This is a genomic window from Streptomyces ortus, from assembly GCF_026341275.1.
In the GTDB taxonomy this organism is placed as follows: Bacteria; Actinomycetota; Actinomycetes; order Streptomycetales; family Streptomycetaceae; genus Streptomyces; species Streptomyces ortus.
Genome location: NZ_JAIFZO010000002.1, coordinates 609,000 through 627,575, shown reverse-complemented (window position 1 = coordinate 627,575; position 18,576 = coordinate 609,000). Strand labels below are relative to the sequence as shown.

Below are 18,576 nucleotides of genomic sequence, written 5' to 3'. Positions count from 1 at the left end.
CGTAGGGTCGAGGACATGAAGATCCAAGCCGATGCCCTGCTGTTCGACAACGACGGAACACTCGTCTCGTCCCTCGATTCGGTGTACCGCTGCTGGAGCAGGTGGGCCGCGGAGTACGGGATCACCGCCGAGGAGTTCGCCGGGGTCGAGCTGCACGGCCGCCCGGCCGCCGAGATAGCCGCCGACCTGCTGCCGGCCGCCAGGGTCCCCGAGGCCGTCGTACGGATCGAGCAGCTGGAGGTGGAGGACGTCGCGGGCGGTGTGCACCTGCTGCCCGGGACGAAGGCCCTCCTCGACTCGCTGCCCGCCGACCGCTGGGCCGTCGTCACCTCCGCCACCCGGCGCCTGGGCGAGGCGCGTCTCGCCGAGGTCGGCATCCGCCCGAAGAACCTGGTCGCCGCCGACGACATCACCCGCGGCAAGCCCGACCCCGAGCCCTTCCTGCTGGCCGCCCGGCGGCTCGGCGTGGACCCGGCCCGCTGTGTCGTCTTCGAGGACGCGCCCGCCGGTCTCCAGGCGGGCCGCTCGGCCGGCATGACCACCGTGGCCTTGACCACAACGCACCGCGCCGCCGAGCTGACCGCGGATGTCGTCGTCGAGGACCTCTCGGCCGTGGCAGTACTGGTCACCGACGGGGGAGTGGAGCTCACCGTCGGGGAGTGAACGCCGTCCAAAGGGTGTCCACCACTGTCCGTCATGCGGACAGCGGTTCCCGGTACAGCGCAAAGATCTGCTTTACTTTTCTCATGACCACGACGAGCAGCCGCATCCTTGCGACCGAGGCGACCATGACGCCCGGTGCTCGCTGTATGTGTCGAATGTGCGCCTTCTAGAGGGCCCCCGCACCACCCCCAGCCTCGCGCCCCGAAGCGAGCCCGCTCACGGCTGCCCGTACGCCTGTTCCGTACGCGCCTGAGCCTGCCCCGCGCACGCAGTTCTGCCGAAAGCCCGGTTCACCGACGCCACCGCGTGGACGACCGTGCCGCGTTCGACCGAAATGCACCCGTGCCCGGCGCACACCCACGCCCTGCACTCGACAGTGACGGAAACCCCAGTGATCACGACAACAGGCCTCACGAAGGTCTACCGCTCGCGCGGCCGGGAGATCACCGCCCTGGACGGCGTCGATCTCCATGTCCGCGAAGGCGAGGTGTACGGCGTCATCGGACAGTCCGGCGCCGGCAAGTCCTCCCTCATCCGCTGCGTCAACCTGCTGGAGCGCCCCACCGCCGGCACCGTGACCGTCGCGGGTCAGGACCTCACGGCCCTCGCCGGGCGCGGCCCGCGCGCCGGCCGGGAGCTGCGCCAGGCGCGCAGCCGTATCGGCATGGTCTTCCAGCACTTCAACCTGCTGTCCACCCGGACCGTCCAGGACAACGTCGAGCTGCCGCTGGAGATCCTCGGCACGTCGGGCAGGGAGCGGTCCCGCAAGGCGCTGGAACTGCTCGACCTGGTCGGTCTCTCCGACAAGGCCAACGCCTACCCGGCCCAGCTCTCCGGCGGCCAGAAGCAGCGCGTCGGCATCGCCCGCGCCCTGGCGGGGGACCCGAAGGTGCTCCTGTCGGACGAGGCGACCAGCGCCCTGGACCCGGAGACGACCCGCTCCATCCTCCACCTGCTGCGCGACCTGAACCGGCAACTGGGTCTGACCGTCCTGCTCATCACCCACGAGATGGACGTCGTCAAGACCGTCTGCGACTCGGCGGCGCTCATGGAGAACGGGCGGATCGTCGAGTCGGGCACCGTCACCGAACTGCTCGCCACGCCGGGCTCCGAGCTGGCCGCCGCGCTCTTCCCGGTCAGCGGCGACACCTCGGGGCACGACCGCACGGTCATCGACGTCACCTTCCACGGCGACGCCGCGACCCGGCCGGTCATCTCGCAGCTCTCGCGCACGTACAACATCGACATCTCGATCCTCGGCGCCGCGATGGACACCGTCGCGGGCCGCCAGGTCGGCCGTATGCGCATCGAACTCCCCGGACGCTACGAGGACAACGTCGTGCCGGTCGGCTTCCTGCGCGAGCAGGGACTGCAGATCGAGCTCGTCGGCGCGGCGGCCCTGGCGTCCGCGCCGGTGAAGGAAGGTGCCAAGTGACCTGGTCCGAGATGCAGCCGCTGCTGGAGCAGGCGTGTTGGGACACCCTCTACATGGTCGGGTGGTCGACGGTCATCGCCGTCGTCGGCGGTCTGCCGCTGGGCATCCTGCTGGTCCTCACCGACCGGGGCGGCCTGCTGCAGAACACCGTGCTGAACAAGGTCATCGGGCAGGTCGTGAACATCGCCCGCTCGATGCCGTTCATCATCCTGATGGTCGCACTGATGGGCTTCACCCGGTCGATCACCGGCACCACCATCGGCCGTGAGGCCGCCATCGTGCCGCTCGCGATCGGTGCGATCCCGTTCTTCGCGCGGCTGGTCGAGACGGCTGTCCGCGAAGTGGACGGCGGTCTCGTGGAAGCCGTGCAGTCGATGGGCGGCAACACCTGGACCGTCGTCCGCAAGGTGCTCGTCCCCGAGTCACTCCCGTCGCTGATCTCCAGCACCACGACGACGATCGTCGCCCTCATCGGCTACTCCGCGATGGCCGGCACCGTGGGCGCGGGCGGCCTCGGCGACATCGCCATCCGCTACGGCTACCAGCGCTTCGAGACCGAACTGATGTGGATCACCGTGGCCGTGCTCGCCGTGGTCATCTCCCTCATCCAGTTCGTCGGCGACTACGCCGCGCGGGGGCTGCACCGGCGCGGCGGCCGGTCGGGTACGGCGCCGCGGCTCAGGCTGCTGAGGAGCAGGGCCGCGGTGAACTCCGGCTCCCGGGCGACCGCCGGCACAGAGGCCGATGCCGATGCCGATGCTGGCTCCGGTCCGGCGGTCACGGGCACCTCCGCCGAGAGGCCCGCAGCCGACGTCAGCAAGGCCGGCTGACACCTCCGGCACCGCAGCGACCCCCCTCCCATACGCGTCCCCACTCCACACCCGCAGACGTCCCCGTACACCCTTCGCGGGGACACCCAGCCCCAATGGAAAGGCACTTTTCGTGCGTAACGCCGTAAAGCTCACCACCGCCGTCCTCGCCGCCGGAGCCCTCACCCTGGGTCTCACGGCCTGCGGCTCGGGCAAGGACGACGCCTCCGACACGAGCGGTCCGCTGATCGTCGCCGCCAGCCCCGTCCCGCACGCCGAGATCCTGACCTACGTGAAGGACAACCTCGCCAAGGACGCGGGACTCGACCTCCAGGTCAAGGAGTTCACGGACTACGTCCTGCCGAACACCGCGACCGAGGACGGTTCGGTCGGCGCCAACTACTTCCAGAACCAGCCGTACCTCGACGACTTCAACAAGAAGAACGGCACCCACATCGTGCCCGTCGTCACGGTCCACCTGGAACCGCTCGGCCTCTACTCCAACAAGATCAAGAAGGCCGGCGAGCTGAAGAGCGGCGCGACCGTCGCCGTCCCGAACGACACGGTCAACGAGGCGCGGGCGCTCAAGCTCCTCGACGCCAACGGGATCATCACGCTCAAGGACGGCGCGGGCAACGACGCGACCCCCAAGGACATCGCGAAGAACCCGAAGAACCTCGAGTTCAAGGAGCTGGAGGCGGCCCAGACTCCACGCTCCCTCGACGACGTCGACGCGGCGGTCATCAACGGCAACTACGCCATCGAGTCCGACCTCAAGCCCTCCGAGGACGCCCTCGTGCTGGAGTCCGCCGACGACAACCCGTACGGCAACTTCCTCGCCGTCAAGGAGGGCAACGAGGACGACCCGCGCGTCAAGAAGCTCGCGAAGCTCCTGACCTCCGCCGAGGTCAAGAAGTTCATCGCGGACAAGTACGCCGGTTCCGTCATCGCGTCCTTCTGACCGGCCACTCCGCACCATCCGAGCCACGCGAACCATCTGAGGAAGGCGCCGACGATGCGCAAGCCCGTCATCTCCGCGGCGACCGCCGCACTGGCCCTCGGCCTGACCCTGACCGCCTGCGGTTCCGGCGACGGGGGCTCCGGCGGAGGTGACGGCGGCGCGCTGGTCGTCGGCGCCACCGCCGTCCCGGCCGGCGAGGTCCTGTCCTACATCGAGAAGGACCTCGCCGCGAAGAACGGACTCGACCTGGAGATCAAGGAGTTCACGGACTACGTCCTGCCGAACACCGCGCTCCAGGAGGGCTCACTCGACGCGAACCTGTACCAGAACGAGCCCTTCCTGGACGACTTCAACAAATCCAAGGGCACCGACCTGGTCCCGGTCGTGGACGCGTACCTGCCGCCCATGGGCGTGTACTCGAAGAAGGTCCGGGACGTCGCCGACCTCCCCGACGGAGTCACCGTCGCGGTGCCCGGCGACATCACCAACGAGGGCCGCGCCCTGAAGCTCCTCGCCTCCGAGGGCGTCATCACGCTGAAGGCGGGGGCCGGCACGACCGCGTCCCCGGGCGACATCGTGAAGAACCCGAAGAACCTGAAGTTCAAGGAACTCGAACCGGCGCAGCTGCCGCGCTCCCTGGACGACGTGGCCGCCGCGGTCATCAACAACAACTACGCCCAGGACGCGGGCCTCAGCCCGGCCGACGACGCCATCCTGCTGGAGTCCGCGAAGAACAACCCGTACGCGAACCTGCTCGCCGTGAAGAGGGGCGACGAGGACGACCCGCGGGTCGAGAAGCTGGCGAAGCTCCTGACCTCCGACGAGGTGCGGAAGTTCATCGAGGACAAGTACAAGGGATCAGTCCTGCCCGTCACTTCCGGGTGACACCGGCCCCCCGGCCGTCGCCGGGCCGTTCCCGACGCGCCACGGTGTCGACTCGTCGACAAGGAGCCGGCTCCGTGGTGCGGTTCTGCGCCCGCATGCTGCATGCTGGGCAGTTCAGCAGGCCCGACGGTCCCTGATGGTTACGGAGCGGCGCATGACGAACACCTTCCCCGACATCTCGCTGAACACGGAGCGGTTGGTGCTGCGCCCTCTTGAGGACGAGGACATTCCTGCCTTCACGGAGATGATGAACGACGAACAGGTCGCCGCCTGGACGTCCGTGCCGCAGCCGTTCACCGAGGCCGCCGCCCGCCACTGGATCGACAAGTACGCGCCCACCGAGCGCACCTCCGGCCGCGGACTCGACCTCGTCGTCATCGAGTTCCTCACCCAGCGCCTGGTCGGCATCATCCAGCTCGGCAACACGGATTGGCATGTCCGCTCCACGGAGCTCTCGTACATCACCGCCCCCTGGGCCCGCGGCGAGGGCTACGCCTCCGAAGCGGCGCTCGCCACCGCCCAATGGCTCTTCAACGACCAGAAGTTCGAGCGTCTCGAACTGCGCACGGCGGCGGACAACACCGCCTCCCAGCAGGTCGCGCAGAAGATCGGCTGCATCAGCGAGGGCGTCCTGAGGGGTGCCTGCATAGCGCGCACCCGCACCGAGGACGGGCGCTGGGAGGACCTGCGCACCGACTTCATCGTGTGGGGCCTGCTTCCCGAGGACATCGAGGGCATCGCCGAGCAGCTCGCCGACACCGGTGGCTTCACCGCGTACTCCGACTGGAACTGAACCGGCCGGACCGGAACGGCCCCCGGGCAGCATCCCCACCGAGAACCGCGCCGAACCCCGCACCGAGACCCCCGCGGACACCCCCGCCGAAGCGCCCGGACATCACGAGGTACGCTCTCGGGACTCCGCACGCCTGCCCGGCGGCCCGCCGCCGCCCACCCGACGACCTGCGATGACTCCAGGAGACTGACAACGATGGCCGATCGGGTCACGGTGATCGGCTGTGACGGCTCGCCGCTGACGGACGCGGCGCGCTCGGCGCTCGGCGCCGCCACACTGGTGGCGGGCGCGGCGCCCCACCTGGCCCTCCCCGAGGTGCCTCCGACCGCCGAACGCATTCGGCTCGGCAGCGTCGTCCTCGCCGCCCGCCGCATCGCCGCCCACCGCGGCACGGCCGTCGTCCTCGCCGACGGGGACCCCGGCTTCTTCGGAGTCGTACGCACCCTGCGCGCGCCCGAGTTCGGCCTGGAGGTCGAGGTCGTCCCCGCCGTCTCCTCCGTGGCCGCCGCCTTCGCCCGCGCCGGGATGCCCTGGGACGACGCCCAGGTGGTCGTCGCACACCGGCGCACCCTGCGACGCGCGGTGAACGTGTGCCGCGCCCACCACAAGGTCGCCGTCCTCACCTCACCCGGCGCCGGACCCGCCGAACTCGGACTGCTCCTCGAAGGCGTCCACCGCACCTTCGTCATCTGCGAGGGCCTGGGCACCGAGCGCGAGCGCGTCACGATGCTCACCTCCGACAAGGTCGCCGACCACACCTGGCGCGACCCGAACGTCGTCATCGTCATGGGCGGCCCGGTCACCTCCTCCCAGGACGGCGGCTGGATCGCCGGCCGCGACCCGGGCACCGGCCCGCGCGGCTGGGCACTGCCCGACGAGATGTACGGCGGCGAGCTCGGCGAGGGCGAGACGGAGGTGCTGCGCGCGGCGCAACTCGCCCGCCTGGGGCCGCGGTCCGGCGACCTCGTCTGGGACATCGGCTCCGGCAGCGGCGCCTTCGCCACGGAGGCCGCGCGCTGCGGCGCCGCCGTCATCGCCGTCGACCGCGACGCCGACGCCTGCGCCCGGACCATGGCCACCGCCCGCCGTTTCGGCGTCCAGTTCCAGATCGCGCACGGCACCGCCCCGCACATCCTGGAGAACCTGCCCGAGCCGGACGTCGTGCGCGTCGGGGGCGGGGGTGCCGCGGTGGTCTCCGCCGTCGCCGATCGGCGCCCCGAGCGGATCGTCACGCACGCGTCCACCCGCGACGCCGCCGAACTCATCGGCCGCGACCTGACCGAGCACGGCTACCGGGTCGAGTGCGCCCTCCTGCAGTCCGTCGAACTGGACACCCGGGCCTGGACGGAGAAGGAGCGGAGCGTGGCGTTCCTGCTGTCGGGGGAGCTGGACCGCCGCCCGTAGGCGGTGGGCGGGTCCCTGTCCGATCGCGTCCTGTGATCCTGTTGTCGTACTGCGCGCGGTAGGCTGGCCGATCGTTGTACCGCAATCGGGTTGTCCGGTATTTCGCCGGTCAATGCCCGCGAAACGCACCCATTTTGAGGGGCGTGTGGTACGGCAGAACCGGAGGACGCGCAAAGTGGCGCAGTCCACAGCGGGCCGTGACGGATCACCCTGTCGCGGTGGCGAGCCGACCGCGACAATGCCAGTTAATGGCTTTGTCGACCGGTCGTTCGTGCCGCCCGGCCCGTGTGCTCGTTCTCATGACGGGTGGTCGGTGCGCCGCCCCGGACGAGCAGGTCGTAGGAGCACTAAACCGATGGGCGAGGGGTACGCATGACCGACACCGGCCAGGTCCCGGGCGAGGGGCTGCCGGAGAACGCAGGCATGGTGGAGCAGCCGGGCGTCCCCGCCCCCGGTGCGTACACCTACCTCTCCGAGCCCACCGCCGAAGACGAAGACCTGTTGCTGCTGCCGGGCGCCCAGGGTGCGTGGGGCAACGAGGTGGCTCCACCGCCCCCGGTGCCGGTCGTCGAGGCCGTCCACGAGCCCGGCCCGCACGAGACGTCGGGCCGCGACAGCGGTTCGGTCGACCTCAGCGCCGTCCGGATGTCGTCCTCCGCGCCGCAGCCGCCCGTCGCCCGCCGCCCCTTGCACCTCGGCCCGCCGACCCCGGACGGCGCCGGCAGCCCGGTGCGTTCGCTCGCCGACCGCGGTCCCGCGGGCACCCCGTCCCCCGTACGGCAGACGGGCCCGGCCCCGTCCGGTCCCGAGTACCTCGACGCGCCGCGTGACGAGATCGCGTTGCAGGGCGCGTCTCCCTGGGGCGCCCGGACTCAGGTCCAGGTCGCGCCACCCATGGCACAGGCACAGGTCGTCTCCGAGGGGGCGCCTGCAGAAACGGTCTTCCCGGAGGGCGCGGGGGCGTACGCGGGCGCTCCGGTGACCGCCGGGCCCGCGCCGGTCGCGCAGGCGTCCGACGGGCAGGCTCCCGGCGAGCAGGCCCCTGACGCAGGGACCGGGCCCACGCTCGCCGAGAGCCAGGAGGCTGCTGCTCCGGTGGAGCAGGTGCCGGGGCTCACGCCGGCGCAGGTGCAGGCGCAGGGGGCGGACGCTTCGGGTGCTGACGCGCCGGACGCTCCCTCCGAGGCGGCGCCCGCTCCGGCGGTCGCGGAATCCGCCGAGAGCGTGGTGGACCCGGTCCAGGCCGCGGTGGACCCGGCGGTGGCCGCCGCGGGGATGCCGGAGGACGCGGAGATTCCCGGACAGGCTCCCGAGGAGGCGTACGCCCCTCCGCAGCCGGAACCGGAGGCCGTGCAGATCGCGGAAGCCGTCCAGATTGCGGAAGCCGTCCAGGTTCCGGAACCAGTGCTGGTGCAGGACTACTCGCAGGCCCCGCTGCTCGCCGACGGTTCGCTGTTCCCGCAGGCTCCGGAAGGGGGCCACGGCCCCGAGTACGCCCAGGCGCTCCCGGACTTCGTGCCCGCTCCCCAGCCCGCGCCCGCCGCCGTCCACATCGCCCACCCCTCGGACGACGGGGCCGGGCAGTACGCCGCCGAGGCCCCCGCCGCCCCGGTGGCCGAGGACGGGACGCGGCACCCCGAGTACGCGGCACCGGTCCCGCACCCCGTCCACCTGGTGGACCCGCAGGTGGAGGAGATGGCCGCCTCCTCCGCCGAGGCCGGACCGCACGCCGGATTCCAGGAGCCGCAGCCGCAACCGCCGTCGCAGGCGCAGGCGCAGGCGCAGCCGATGGAGGCCGAGCCCGTTGCCGCGGAGCCCGTCCAGATCCAGGAGGCCGCCGAGGCCCCGCACTTCGCCGCGCCCGCCGAGCCAGGTGCACCGGCGGAGGCCGGTGCGGGCGCAGCCCCGAGCCTCGGTGCGCCGGACACGGCACAGCAGGCGCAGCCCGATCTCATCGCGCACCCCGAGACACCCGTGGCACCCGCCGACCAGGCCCTCGCCGACGACTCGCAGGGCGAGGCGGACCAGCTTCAGGACGAGTTCCAGGCGCCGCAGCAGCCCGCCGGGCCGTCCGGTCAGGCCGGTCAGCCCGGTGGGTCCGCCACGGCAGATCCGGCGGCCCACGTCGGACAGTTCGTACCGGTCGAGGGCACGGTCCCGACCACCCCGCACCTGGCCCCCACCCCGCCGCACGGCGTGACGACGGAGCCCGTCGCCGGGGAGCAGGCCGAGCAGCCCGCCTACGACGTGCCGGCCCCGCTCGCGGCACCCGTCGAGCAGCCCGCCCCGGAACCTGCACAGGAGCCCGCGCCGGAGCACGTGTCGGAGCCCGCGCCGGAGCTCTTGGCGGCATCCGCCCCGGAACCGGCACTCGCGTCCGTACCCGCCCCGGAGCCCGCCGACGGTTCTGGCGAAGGGTCCGCCGCAGGGCCCGACATGGCGTCCGAGGAGGAGCTGGACGAGGAGCCGCTCCTCGTACTGCCGGCCCCCCGGGAGCCCGTTCCGGCCGCCGGAACCGGCACGCTCCCCGTGTCCGAGGCGCCCGCCGAGGCCCAGGCCGAGGACGGCGACATCCCGGAGCAGGAGCAGGACCAGGAGCCCGTAGCCGCACAGCAGGCGGAAGACCTGGACACCCGGGCCGCCGACCAGGAAGAGAGCACGGTCGCCGTGGCGCAGACACGTGAGTCCACCGGTCCGGCCGCGCCCGGCTACGACGACGCCGAACGCGAGGCCGTCCTGCGCGTGATGCGCGAGCGCCGCGACATCCGCAACGGCTTCCGTAGCGACCCCATCCCGCACGACGTCCTGCTCCGCGTCCTGGAAGCGGCCCACACGGCGCCGTCCGTCGGCCACTCGCAGCCCTGGGACTTCGTCGTCATCCGCTCGGCGGAGACCCGGCGTTCGATGCACGAACTGGCCGCGCGCCAGCGCGAGGCGTACGCCAAGTCGCTGCCCAAGGGCCGCGCGAAGCAGTTCAAGGAACTGAAGATCGAGGCCATCCTCGACACCCCGGTGAACATCGTCGTCACCGCCGACCCGACCCGGGGCGGCAGGCACACCCTGGGCCGCCACACCCAGCCGCAGATGGCCCCGTACTCCTCGGCGCTCGCCGTCGAGAACCTGTGGCTCGCGGCCCGTGCCGAGGGCCTGGGGGTCGGCTGGGTCAGCTTCTTCGACGAGCGCGAGATGGTCCGCGGCCTCGGCCTGCCCGAGCACCTTGAGGTCGTCGCCTACCTCTGCGTCGGATACGTCGACGAGTTCCCGGACGAGCCCGAGCTGATGCAGTCGGGCTGGTCCAAGCGCCGCCCGCTGTCCTGGGTGGTCCACGAGGAGACGTACGGCCGCCGGGCGCTGCCCGGTGAGGAGCCGCACGACCTGCTCGCCGAGACCATCACCAACATCCGGCCGCTGGACGCCAAGGCGCTCGGCGAGGCCTGGGAGCGCCAGAAGCGCATGACCAAGCCCGCCGGGGCCCTCGGCATGCTGGAGATCATCTCCGCCCAGCTGTCCGGGCTCTCCCGGATGTGCCCGCCGCCCATCCCGGAACCGGCCGCCGTCGCGATCTTCGCCGGCGACCACGGCGTACACGCCCAGGGCGTCACCCCGTGGCCGCAGGAGGTCACGGGCCAGATGGTGGCCAACATCCTCGGCGGCGGCGCGGTCTGCAACGCCTTCGCCGCGCAGGTCGGCGCCGAGGTCTGCGTCATCGACGTGGGCGTGGCCTCCGACCTGCCCGCGACCCCCGGTCTGCTGCCGCGCAAGGTCCGGGCGGGCACCGCCGACATGACGACGGGGCCCGCGCTGACCCGCGAGGAGGTCAGGTCGGCCATCGAGGTGGGCATCGAGACCGCCCGCGACCTGGTGGCGGCCGGGAACAAGGCGCTGGTCACGGGGGAGATGGGCATCGCCAACACCACCGCGTCCGCCGCGCTGATCTCCGTCTACACCGGCAGCGATCCGACCGAGGTCACCGGTCGCGGCACCGGTATCAACGACGAGACCCTGGCCCGCAAGACCGAGGTGGTACGCCGCGCCCTGGAACTGCACCAGCCGGACCCGGCCGATCCGGTCGGCGTCCTCGCGGCTGTCGGCGGGCTGGAGCACGCCGCGATGGTGGGCCTCCTTCTCGGTGGCGCCTCCCTGCGGACGCCGGTGATCCTGGACGGTGTCAGCGCCGGTGCCGCCGCCCTGGTGGCGCGCGCGATCGCCCCCGAGGTCCTCGCGGCCTGCATCGCGGGCCACCGCAGCGCCGAGCCCGGCCACGTGGCCGCACTCAACAAGCTGGGCCTGCGCCCCCTGGTCGACCTCGACCTCCGTCTCGGCGAGGGCACCGGCGCCCTCCTGGCCCTCCCGGTGGTCCAGAGCGCGGCCCGGGCGATGCACGAGGTGGCGACGTTCGACTCGGCGGGCGTGACGGAGAAGTAGCACGTTTTCGGCTGTGGGCAGGTATTCCGCAGGGCGGAACGCCTGCCCACAGCCAAGAGCCCACCTGCACGGTGCGGGGGCCCGGGGCGCAGCCCCGGTTTCGGGAAGGGGCGGGTCAGGGGAAAGAACCCCCACCCACCCCGCCACTCCACCACCCCGCCCCATAAAATCCGCACGTCAGGCCGCTCCACCGCCGCAGCGCGCCGCCCCCGCATCACGCGCATCACCCGCATGAGGAGCCGTACCTCCATGGCCGAAAACCCCGCCTACCCCGTAGGCCTCCGCCTCGCCGGCCGCCGCGTCGTGGTCCTCGGCGGCGGCCAGGTCGCCCAGCGCCGCCTCCCGGCCCTCATCGCGGCGGGCGCGGACATCCACCTCGTCTCCCCGTCCGCGACCCCCTCGGTCGAGGCCATGGCGGACGCCGGCGAACTGACCTGGACCAGGCGCCGCTACGAGCCGGGCGACCTCGCGGAGTCCTGGTACGTCCTGATCGCCACCCCCGACTCCGCGGCGAACGCCGAGGCCTCCGCCGAGGCGGAGGCCCGCCGCGTGTGGTGCGTCCGCGCGGACGACGCGGACGAGGCCACCGCCTGGACCCCGGCGACGGGCCACAGCGAGGGCGTCACGGTGGCCGTCCTGACCACGGACGCCAAGGGCCGCGACCCCCGCCACACCGCGGCCATCCGCGACGCGGTGGTCGAGGGGCTGCGCGACGGCACCCTCGTGGCGCCCCACCACCGCACCCGTACACCCGGTGTCTCCCTGGTCGGCGGCGGTCCCGGCGACCCGGACCTGATCACGGTCCGCGGGCGCCGTCTCCTCGCCGAGGCGGACGTGGTCATCGCCGACCGCCTGGGCCCGCGCGACCTGCTCGCCGAACTCCCGCCGCACGTCGAGGTGATCGACGCGGCGAAGATCCCGTACGGGCGCTTCATGGCCCAGGAGGCCATCAACAACGCCCTCATCGAACACGCCCTGCAGGGCAAGTCGGTGGTCCGCCTCAAGGGCGGCGACCCCTTCGTGTTCGGCCGCGGCATGGAGGAGGCCCAGGCGCTGGCCGAGGCGGGCATCTCCTGCACGGTCGTCCCGGGCATCTCCAGCTCCATCTCCGTCCCGGGCGCGGCGGGCATCCCGGTCACGCACCGCGGAGTGGCCCACGAGTTCACGGTCGTCAGCGGCCACGTCGCCCCCGACGACGAACGCTCCCTGGTCGACTGGGCGGCGCTCGCCAAGCTCCGCGGCACGCTGGTCGTCCTGATGGGCGTGGACAAGATCGGCGCCATCGCCCGTACGCTCATGGAGAACGGCAAGGCGGCCGGCACCCCCGTGGCGCTCGTCCAGGAGGGTACGACCGCGGCGCAGCGGCGTGTCGACGCGACCCTGGCGACGGTCGCCGAGACCGTCCGGGCCGAGGAGGTGCGGCCCCCGGCGGTGATCGTCATCGGGGAGGTCGTGACCGTGGGGGCGGACGGCTCGTTCGAGACGTCCGACGGGACGCCCGCCGTGACCTCTGACGGAGACTCTGAGTAACCCCGGGTAACACAACTCGTTCCAAGCCGTTGGCACCGCACCCAGGACAAGGCAGTATCACCCTGTGGCCGATCTCATCACCGTTGAGGACCCAGCCGACCCGCGCCTGCGTGACTACACAGGCCTGACCGACGTGGAGCTGCGCCGCAAGCGAGAACCGGCCGAGGGCCTGTTCATCGCCGAGGGCGAGAAGGTCATCAGACGGGCCAAGGACGCCGGCTACGAGATGCGCTCGATGCTGCTGTCCGCCAAGTGGGTCGACGTCATGCGCGACGTCATCGACGAACTCCCGGCGCCGGTGTACGCGGTCAGCCCCGACCTCGCAGAACGGGTCACCGGGTACCACGTGCACCGCGGGGCGCTCGCGTCCATGCAGCGCAAACCGCTGCCGACCCCGGACGATCTGCTCCGCACGGCCCGCCGGGTCGTCGTCATGGAGTCGGTCAACGACCACACGAACATCGGGGCGATCTTCCGCTCGGCCGCCGCCCTCGGTATGGACGCGGTCCTGCTCTCCCCGGACTGCGCGGACCCGCTGTACCGGCGTTCGGTGAAGGTCTCCATGGGCGCGGTCTTCGCCGTGCCGTACGCACGCCTGGACTCCTGGCCCAAGGGGCTCGACTCGGTCCGCGAGGCGGGCTTCGGCCTCCTCGCCCTCACCCCGGACGAGAAGGCCAAGACCCTCGACGAGGTGGCCCCGCACCGCATGGAACGGGTCGCCCTGATGCTCGGCGCGGAGGGCGACGGCCTGTCCACCCAGGCCCTGGTGGCGGCGGACGACTGGGTCCGCATCCCCATGGCCCACGGAGTCGACTCCCTGAACGTGGGAGCGGCAGCGGCGGTCGCGTTCTACGCGGTGGCAACAGGCAGACCGACCCCATAACCCCGACAACTCCCGTACAGCGCCCCAAAGGGGCCGCGCCTCCGCAGGCACCGCCCAGGGCAGCGCCGCGATAGGGGCGCGGGGAACGGCGCACTCAGCCCCAACGGGGCCCGGCTGCGCAGGCACCGCTCAGGGCAGCGCCGCGATAGGGGCGCGGGGAACGGCGCACTCACCCCCGACGGGGCCCGGCTGCGCAGGCACCGCTCAGTGCAGCGCCGCGAAGGGGGCGCGGGGAACGGCGCAATCACCCACGACGCAGCCGCAGCCGACAAGCGCAGCTACCTACCCGCTGAGCCCTACCCCGCCCCGCTGGTCCGCCTGGGTAGGCGAATGCCCCGCAACCCCGCCCCCGCGCCCCCCGCCATCAAGCCCCCGGGCAGGCCCCTCGCATCCCTGCGCCGCCGCGATGGCCAACGCCACGAGCAGCGTCACCACCACGAACACGAACAGCCGCTGCCGCAACAGCCGCGGATTCGCGGGCCGCCGCCCCGTCCCGGTGGTCCGAGGCCCGGTCCGCGGCCCGTTCCGCCCCGCCCCGCTCCGCGGCGGCCCGGTCCGGCTGCCGGACTGCCCGGCGCGGCTACCGGACGGACCGGTCCTGGAGCCGGAACCGGAACCGGAACCCGCTCCGGAACCGGCCCGCGCCGAGCCACCGCGCGAGGAAGCGGCCGGCCGCGCCCCCGACCGCGACGACGGACCGCTCCCGCGCGGCCCGGACGACCCCTGCGTACGCCGCTGAGTCCGCTGTTCCGGATAGCCGTCGTACTCGTCGGCGAGCCGCCCCGTCGGCCGGTCGGCCTCCGCCGCCCGGGGAGCCGGCGGCCGGGCCTCGCCCATACCCTGCGCCTCCCGCGCCGCGATCTCCTTGAGCCGCAACGACAACTGCAGCGTGCTGGGCCGCTCCTCGGGATCCTTCGCCAGACAGGCGCGCACCAGAGGGGCCAGCGCGTCGGGCACACCGTGCAGGTGCGGCTCCTCGTGCACCACCCGGTAGAGCATCACCTCGGAACTGCCGTGCCCGAAGGGCGAGTCCTGCGTCGCGGCGTACGCCAGCGTCGCGCCCAGCGCGAAGACATCCGTGGCCGGAGTGACGGCGGCACCCCGCACCTGCTCCGGCGCGAGGAAACCGGGAGACCCCACAGCCGTACCCACATGCGTGAGCGTGCTCGCACCGGTCGCCCAGGCGATACCGAAGTCGATGATGCGCGGCCCCTTCGGGGACAGCAGGATGTTCGACGGTTTCAGGTCCCGGTGGACGACCCCCGCTTCATGCACCGCGACAAGCCCCTCGGAGAGGGCGGCGCCGACGGCCGCGACCTCGGACGCGAAGAGCGGCCCGTCCTCGGTGACCTTGTCGTGCAGCGACGGCCCGGGAACATACTGCGTCGCGAACCAGGGCCGCTCCGCCTCCAGATCCGCGGCGACGAGCCGCGCGGTGCACCCGCCCCTGATCCGCCGCGCCGCCGACACCTCCCGGGCGAAGCGCGCCCGGAACTCCTGGTCCTCCGCGAGATCCGGCCGGATCACCTTCAGCGCGACCCGCTGGCCACGCCGGTCGGAGCCCAGATAGACAACGCCCATCCCGCCCGCGCCGAGCCGTCGGTGAAGCCTGAACGAGCCGACGACACGCGGGTCCTCGCGCCTCAGGCGCATCATCGCCATGTCCATCCCCGCTGCCCGGTCCGTTTGACGAGCCACAGCTTACGTTTCTGCGGCCGGGTGCGCGCAGAGGCCGCGCCCTCGCGGCCCGACCGATTGTCAGTGCCAGGTGGGAAACTTGAGAGGTGGTCAGGGGACGGGGGACCGCGACGGCGTTGAGCTGCGCGGATTCCCAACCATCGCTCACTGAAGGGGGATTGGGCCCGTGAAGGGTGATCGCGTGGAGATAGTGGTCGACGCCGGAGACACGACCCGTACGTACGAGGTGGTGGCCAGCCGGGCGGGCCGTCGGGTGGAGACGGCGGTCCGCAGAGGGGTGGTCGAAGTGAGCGAAGTCACCAGGAGCGGGTCAGTCGTCCGTACGGCCCGCTTCATGGCCACTCGGGTGCTCGCACTCGTCGAACAACCGGTCCCGAGGGAGGACAGCTCGGAACAGACCGGACGTCCCCTCCGGGAAACCCCCGAGACCTAGGAGCTCTTCTCCACCCAGGGGAGTACTCCGCAGGTCACCGCTCATCCTCCGGGAGGCCCGGTAATAGGTACGAGGGCATGACGACCCACACGCCCCTCCCGCCTAGATTTGTTGTCAAGCGGCGGGTGGCAGCACTCGTCCCCCGAGGTCAGACACCCGCCGCTGCCAGACATCCGACGTAGGACACCGTCACATGTAGGACACCGTCACACGTCGGACAGCACCAGAAGTTCGGACAGCACCAGAAGCTGGACACCAGAAGCTTTTCAACAGAACGGTCAGGAGAGGGACCATGGCTGACACGGCATCGCGGACCATGATCCGCGCACAGGGACGCAGGGCGTACAGCGCCGCGTTCGGGCCCAGCCGGTCCGGCCGTCGCCACCCCCTGGTGGCAACGGCCATGGTCCTCCCTCTGGCCACCCTGCTCGTAGTCGTCTTCGGCGGCTGGGAGGCAGTGGTCACACAGGCGTCGTCCGTGGGCGTGATGCTGGGGCGCTGAGCGGCGCCCCAGGCCCGGAAGAGCGGTCCGGGCGGGGACATCCGGCCATGAAACCCCGTGGGGACGGGGCTGCGGCGGACGGCAAAAGATGCGGGCGCAGCTGGGGAGCTGCGCCCGCATTGCTTTGCCCGCGCGTACGTTCCCGGTACCCGGTACCCGGTACCCGGTACCCGGTACCCGGTACCCGGTACCCGGTACCCGGTACCCGGTACCCGGTACCCGGTACCCGGCGCACCGCACTCGGCCCACGCGGGACCGAGCCCCTGTGCACCGCCGCATCAGCCCCGCAAGTCTGAGACCCTGCACACCCGCGCACCCGCGCACCGGCACCGGTACAAGCCCGCCCGGCACGGCTCCGTCCCGGTACGGGGCCGTGCCGGGACGTACGACCTGAGGGGGACCCGAGTGACCGCAGAGGTGCTGCCCGCGCTGAGCGCGAAGGTGCGGGCCGCGGCCCATCCGTCGGCGGAGGCCTGCGCCTGCGGTACGGACACCTCCGTGCTGGCCGACCGGCCCGACGGCACCGTCGTCCGGCACGGCCACACGGTGGCGAAGGCGCACGCCCCCGGCACCGACCTCGCGGGGCTCACGGCGCGGCTGGCCGTGGCCGCGCACCCCGCGCTCGACGGCATCCTCCTGCCGCCGCACGGCCCGCGCACGGCCGAACTGGACGGCCGACCGGTCACCTTCTGGTCCTACGGCACTCCCGTGGACCGCGACGACCCCGACGCCGCTCCCTGGGAGGAGGCCGCGACCCTCCTCGCCCGGCTCCACCGCACCCCGGACACCGTCCTCCCGCCCGGCCTGCCTCCCATGCGCGGCCCGGCGAAGGCGGCCCGCGCGGTCGCCCGCCTCCTGGCGGCCGGCCCGCACCCGGCAGCCGCCCCCGTCCTGCGTGCCTGGGCCGTCCTGCCCGCCTGGGCGCGGGACGAGACCCCGATGCCGGAGAACCTGCGCGCGCTCTGCCACGGCGACCTCCACCTGGGCCAGCTCGTGCGGTCGGGGAGCGGCGAGTGGCTGCTCATCGACATCGACGATCTCGGCCGCGGCGATCCCGCCTGGGACCTGGCCCGCCCCGCGGCGTGGTTCGCCTGCGGGCTCCTCCCGCCCGACGAGTGGAACCGCTTCCTCACCGCGTACCGGCGGGCGGGGGGTACGGCCGTCCCGGCGGACAGCGACCCCTGGCCGGCCCTCGACGTTCCCGCCCGCGCCCTGAGCGTGCAGACCGCGGCCCAGGCGATCGCCAAGTCGGTCGCGGCGGGGCGCCCGTTGGACGAGGTCGAGACGTCCGTGATCGACGCATGTGACCGAATGGCGGCGCACCCGCCGGAGTTGGCGCCGGACTTCGCGACGTAGGGTGCAACCGAACCGCAGCCGGGCAGAGTCTGTCCTGGCGGAAGCAGTACCGACAGGCGAGGAGTTGAGCCGAGCATGCAGTGTCCGAAGTGCCATGCGCCGATGCACACGTACAACCGCAATGGTGTTCAGATCGAGCAGTGCAGCGGCTGCCGCGGGATCTTTCTCGACTACGGCGAGCTGGAGTCCCTGACCCGCCTCGAGGGCCAGTGGTCGCAGCCCGGCCCGCCGCCCCCGGGCGCCCCGCAGGCCTACCCGTCCGCCCCCGCACCCGCCTGGGGCGCTCCACACGGCGGGCACGGTGGCCATGGCGGTCACTACGGGCACAAGCGCCAGAAGGGCTTCGGCCACATGCTCTTCTCCTCCTGACCGGTCACGACCGGCTCCGAGGAACGACGAAGCCCCCGACCGTACGAGACGGTCGGGGGCTTCGGGCGGTGCGCGATACTGGGATTGAACCAGTGACCTCTTCCGTGTCAGGGAAGCGCTCTCCCGCTGAGCTAATCGCGCGGGTGGAACCTACGGCAATGCGTGATGCGTGCGCGATACTGGGATTGAACCAGTGACCTCTTCCGTGTCAGGGAAGCGCTCTCCCGCTGAGCTAATCGCGCGGGGACCCGGCGAACCGGATCAGTGGACGATACTGGGATTGAACCAGTGACCTCTTCCGTGTCAGGGAAGCGCTCTCCCGCTGAGCTAATCGTCCTTGGAGGTGGAGACGGGATTTGAACCCGTGTAGACGGCTTTGCAGGCCGTTGCCTCGCCTCTCGGCCACTCCACCAGGAGCGCGGGGTTCGGG

At 72.2% G+C, this 18,576-nt stretch carries 15 protein-coding genes and 4 tRNA genes; 14 read left to right on the top strand and 5 right to left on the bottom strand.

The features are described from left to right. Positions 1 to 15 precede the first annotated feature (15 nt). The 10 genes from K3769_RS06005 to K3769_RS05960 all read left to right on the top strand — a co-directional run bounded on the left by K3769_RS06005 (position 16) and on the right by K3769_RS05960 (position 13,788). On the top strand, positions 16 to 663 hold the full coding sequence (locus tag K3769_RS06005; protein ID WP_267025407.1) for an HAD family hydrolase: 648 nt from the start codon (positions 16 to 18) through the stop codon (positions 661 to 663). Positions 664 to 997: 334 nt separating this feature from the next. Beyond that, the gene (locus K3769_RS06000) at positions 998 to 2,098 is read left to right on the top strand and encodes a methionine ABC transporter ATP-binding protein (protein WP_282566430.1); all 1,101 of its coding nucleotides are present in this window, start codon (positions 998 to 1,000) and stop codon (positions 2,096 to 2,098) included. After that, entirely contained in the window at positions 2,095 to 2,928 is an 834-nt protein-coding gene (locus K3769_RS05995; protein ID WP_267025405.1) for a methionine ABC transporter permease, read from the top strand. Before K3769_RS06000 ends, K3769_RS05995 begins: the two co-directional genes overlap by 4 nt. A 112-nt stretch (positions 2,929 to 3,040) precedes the next feature. Beyond that, on the top strand, positions 3,041 to 3,868 hold the full coding sequence (locus tag K3769_RS05990; RefSeq protein ID WP_267025404.1) for a MetQ/NlpA family ABC transporter substrate-binding protein: 828 nt from the start codon (positions 3,041 to 3,043) through the stop codon (positions 3,866 to 3,868). A gap of 54 nt (positions 3,869 to 3,922) precedes the next feature. After that, positions 3,923 to 4,753 carry a MetQ/NlpA family ABC transporter substrate-binding protein gene (locus K3769_RS05985; protein ID WP_267025403.1) on the top strand — a complete coding sequence of 277 codons (831 nt, stop codon included), beginning with the start codon at positions 3,923 to 3,925 and terminating at the stop codon, positions 4,751 to 4,753. Positions 4,754 to 4,907: 154 nt separating this feature from the next. After that, positions 4,908 to 5,546, top strand: coding sequence for a GNAT family N-acetyltransferase (locus K3769_RS05980; protein WP_267025402.1), 639 nt, complete (start codon positions 4,908 to 4,910; stop codon positions 5,544 to 5,546). Between the two features lie 195 nt (positions 5,547 to 5,741). Then, positions 5,742 to 6,950 carry a precorrin-6y C5,15-methyltransferase (decarboxylating) subunit CbiE gene (gene cbiE / locus K3769_RS05975; RefSeq protein WP_267025401.1) on the top strand — a complete coding sequence of 403 codons (1,209 nt, stop codon included), beginning with the start codon at positions 5,742 to 5,744 and terminating at the stop codon, positions 6,948 to 6,950. Positions 6,951 to 7,322: 372 nt separating this feature from the next. Continuing rightward, on the top strand, positions 7,323 to 11,375 hold the full coding sequence (gene cobT, locus K3769_RS05970) for a nicotinate-nucleotide--dimethylbenzimidazole phosphoribosyltransferase (RefSeq protein ID WP_267025400.1): 4,053 nt from the start codon (positions 7,323 to 7,325) through the stop codon (positions 11,373 to 11,375). Positions 11,376 to 11,624: 249 nt separating this feature from the next. After that, positions 11,625 to 12,905, top strand: coding sequence for a uroporphyrinogen-III C-methyltransferase (gene cobA, locus K3769_RS05965; protein WP_267025399.1), 1,281 nt, complete (start codon positions 11,625 to 11,627; stop codon positions 12,903 to 12,905). A gap of 64 nt (positions 12,906 to 12,969) precedes the next feature. Further along, complete coding sequence (locus K3769_RS05960; protein WP_267025398.1) at positions 12,970 to 13,788, top strand: TrmH family RNA methyltransferase; 819 nt, start codon at positions 12,970 to 12,972, stop codon at positions 13,786 to 13,788. 282 nt (positions 13,789 to 14,070) lie between these two features. On the opposite strand, the gene K3769_RS05955 is transcribed toward K3769_RS05960, so the two are convergent. Beyond that, positions 14,071 to 15,456, bottom strand: coding sequence for a serine/threonine-protein kinase (locus tag K3769_RS05955; RefSeq protein WP_267031259.1), 1,386 nt, complete (start codon positions 15,454 to 15,456; stop codon positions 14,071 to 14,073). A gap of 196 nt (positions 15,457 to 15,652) precedes the next feature. Here K3769_RS05955 and K3769_RS05950 point away from each other — a divergent pair, with 196 nt between their 5' ends. The 4 genes from K3769_RS05950 (at position 15,653) to K3769_RS05935 (ending at position 18,146) form a co-directional block, all read left to right on the top strand. Further along, positions 15,653 to 15,919 carry a DUF8836 family protein gene (locus K3769_RS05950; protein WP_055511046.1) on the top strand — a complete coding sequence of 89 codons (267 nt, stop codon included), beginning with the start codon at positions 15,653 to 15,655 and terminating at the stop codon, positions 15,917 to 15,919. A 292-nt stretch (positions 15,920 to 16,211) separates the two neighbouring features. After that, positions 16,212 to 16,421 (top strand): hypothetical protein, encoded by a 210-nt coding sequence (locus K3769_RS05945; protein WP_267025397.1) that lies wholly within the window; start codon positions 16,212 to 16,214, stop codon positions 16,419 to 16,421. 405 nt (positions 16,422 to 16,826) lie between these two features. Continuing rightward, positions 16,827 to 17,777, top strand: a complete 951-nt coding sequence (locus K3769_RS05940; RefSeq protein WP_267025396.1) for a phosphotransferase — start codon at positions 16,827 to 16,829, stop codon at positions 17,775 to 17,777. Positions 17,778 to 17,852: 75 nt separating this feature from the next. Then, complete coding sequence (locus K3769_RS05935; protein WP_267025395.1) at positions 17,853 to 18,146, top strand: TFIIB-type zinc ribbon-containing protein; 294 nt, start codon at positions 17,853 to 17,855, stop codon at positions 18,144 to 18,146. A gap of 69 nt (positions 18,147 to 18,215) precedes the next feature. Here K3769_RS05935 and K3769_RS05930 read toward each other — a convergent pair. The 4 genes from K3769_RS05930 to K3769_RS05915 form a co-directional block, all read right to left on the bottom strand. Then, positions 18,216 to 18,287 (bottom strand) — tRNA-Val (locus K3769_RS05930). A gap of 29 nt (positions 18,288 to 18,316) precedes the next feature. Continuing rightward, positions 18,317 to 18,388 (bottom strand) — tRNA-Val (locus K3769_RS05925). Between the two features lie 23 nt (positions 18,389 to 18,411). After that, positions 18,412 to 18,483, bottom strand: a tRNA-Val gene (locus K3769_RS05920). A 1-nt stretch (position 18,484) separates the two neighbouring features. Continuing rightward, positions 18,485 to 18,558: transfer RNA gene (locus K3769_RS05915), tRNA-Cys, on the bottom strand. Positions 18,559 to 18,576: the final 18 nt, after the last annotated feature.

Excerpts from the sequence above, each read along its gene's own strand:
- cobA (WP_267025399.1), top strand. The coding sequence starts at position 11,625 with ATGGCCGAAAACCCCGCCTACCCCGTAGGCCTCCGCCTCGCCGGCCGC.
- K3769_RS05935 (WP_267025395.1), top strand. The coding sequence starts at position 17,853 with ATGCAGTGTCCGAAGTGCCATGCGCCGATGCACACGTACAACCGCAAT.
- K3769_RS05985 (WP_267025403.1), top strand. The coding sequence starts at position 3,923 with ATGCGCAAGCCCGTCATCTCCGCGGCGACCGCCGCACTGGCCCTCGGC.
- cobT (WP_267025400.1), top strand. The coding sequence starts at position 7,323 with ATGACCGACACCGGCCAGGTCCCGGGCGAGGGGCTGCCGGAGAACGCA.
- K3769_RS06005 (WP_267025407.1), top strand. The coding sequence starts at position 16 with ATGAAGATCCAAGCCGATGCCCTGCTGTTCGACAACGACGGAACACTC.
- K3769_RS06000 (WP_282566430.1), top strand. The coding sequence starts at position 998 with ATGCACCCGTGCCCGGCGCACACCCACGCCCTGCACTCGACAGTGACG.
- K3769_RS05945 (WP_267025397.1), top strand. The coding sequence starts at position 16,212 with ATGGCTGACACGGCATCGCGGACCATGATCCGCGCACAGGGACGCAGG.
- K3769_RS05980 (WP_267025402.1), top strand. The coding sequence starts at position 4,908 with ATGACGAACACCTTCCCCGACATCTCGCTGAACACGGAGCGGTTGGTG.
- cbiE (WP_267025401.1), top strand. The coding sequence starts at position 5,742 with ATGGCCGATCGGGTCACGGTGATCGGCTGTGACGGCTCGCCGCTGACG.
- K3769_RS05955 (WP_267031259.1), bottom strand. The coding sequence starts at position 15,456 with ATGGACATGGCGATGATGCGCCTGAGGCGCGAGGACCCGCGTGTCGTC.